Source organism: Bacillus sp. SIMBA_026 (assembly GCF_046535335.1).
Lineage (GTDB): Bacteria > Bacillota > Bacilli > Bacillales > Bacillaceae > Bacillus > Bacillus velezensis.
The window spans coordinates 1-242 of sequence record NZ_JAWRWX010000422.1; the positions used below are offsets into that span (position 1 = coordinate 1).

General features: G+C 66.5%; 1 protein-coding gene. It reads left to right on the forward strand.

Annotated elements, in window-relative coordinates:
• The coding region (locus tag SB847_RS22045; protein ID WP_410578873.1) for a hypothetical protein at positions 1–242 on the forward strand (242 nt) is incomplete at both ends.

A 242-nucleotide genomic window follows, 5' to 3' on the forward strand; every position in this document is an offset into this window, starting at 1 on the left:
GCGCCGGCCTGGACAGCGCCGAAATCGCCGCCATCGTCCATTGCAGCCGCACCCACGTTGAAAACTATCTCGTCCTGGCCGACGCCGAGCGCGATGTGCAAGAACTAGTCCGCGCCTGCACGGTGTCCGCCGACGTAGCAATCGAAGCGGTGCGCAAGCTGGGCGCCAAAGCTGGCGAGTACCTGGCCGGCAAGGTTGACCAGGCCAAGGCCGCCGGCAAGACCAAGGTGACCGCCAGCACG